Origin of the sequence: Lactiplantibacillus sp. 7.2.4, assembly GCF_018991185.1 — a bacterium.
Classification (GTDB): domain Bacteria; phylum Bacillota; class Bacilli; order Lactobacillales; family Lactobacillaceae; genus Lactiplantibacillus; species Lactiplantibacillus pentosus.
Genome location: NZ_JAGYGS010000142.1, coordinates 1 through 1056, shown reverse-complemented (window position 1 = coordinate 1056; position 1056 = coordinate 1). Strand labels below are relative to the sequence as shown.

The 1056-nt window shown below is 30.7% G+C and carries 1 protein-coding gene; it reads right to left on the bottom strand.

Annotated elements, in window-relative coordinates:
• Positions 1 to 33 precede the first annotated feature (33 nt).
• Entirely contained in the window at positions 34 to 981 is a 948-nt protein-coding gene (locus tag KGF70_RS16905) for a glycosyltransferase family 2 protein (RefSeq protein ID WP_216786525.1), read from the bottom strand.
• Positions 982 to 1056 lie beyond the last annotated feature (75 nt).

Here is a 1056-nt window from a genome sequence, read left to right as displayed (position 1 = left end):
AAATACAAAGGTTCAAAAACCGAAAATTATATATTAAACATAAAATGAATCTTTTAATATTCCGTCTTTTATATACTTGCGAACATTTTTCTCTTTTTTAATTGCGTCTCTATAATAGGGATAATTATCCTTTTTTAAAAAAGCTCGTATCATCATCCAAAAATTGCACCAATTCATCATAATTTCGGCCTTTTTACCCATTTTGTGTTTATAACATAAATATGCCCTATTAATAATATACATAAAAATATGTTTTCGTGATGGGATACGATATTCTTGAGATCCAAGATGCTTTACTATAACCTTGTCGCTCATAATACATTTCAAATGCTCTGCTTTAGACTTCTTGTAATATGAATAACTAAAATCCAAATCTTCAGCGTAAGCATATCCCGTCATTTTTTCATCCCATTTAATCTTCCATTTATCTAATAAACTTTTTCTAACAACAAAGAAAAAGCTCATTGCCCATTGTGTTGGAACTTCATATGTAAGTATATCCGGGAATCGGCCTAAGACACTTTTTGTCACATAACCAATATGTCTATTCTTAAATGATTTGGTTCCTAACAAATACCCAAGTTTAGAATTTGAAACAGCTGCATATTCATTAACTCCTGCAATCATTGAAATGGATTGGTCACCCATAATTGATAAAACATTTTTTAATGTATTTTTATTGACATCAACGTCATCATCGGAAAATATGATCATTTCACAATTGCATTCCTTAAGAGCTTTATTACGAGCTTTTGTCGATGATGGAAGCGATTGGTAGATATACTTTACTTTTGCAAACGATGCGTAAATTTCTGTAATTTTTCTATTTTCGTTTCTGTCATTTGCCTTCTCACTTTGATCAATAACGATTAATTCATCTGGAATGACTTCTCCTTGAAAAAAAGTTCCCAACGTTCTTCTTAAAGAATCTGGTCTATTCATTGTTGGTATAAGGACAGCCATTTTATCATTTCCACTCATATTCTTTAAAATCTCCTTCGTTCAATCTCATATCAATATCTGATTCCAAATCATACGCTTCCATATCTGCATATG

What these genes read in the sequence shown, in the direction of transcription:
- KGF70_RS16905 (WP_216786525.1), bottom strand. Translation starts at nt 981, where the DNA reads ATGAGTGGAAATGATAAAATGGCTGTCCTTATACCAACAATGAATAGA.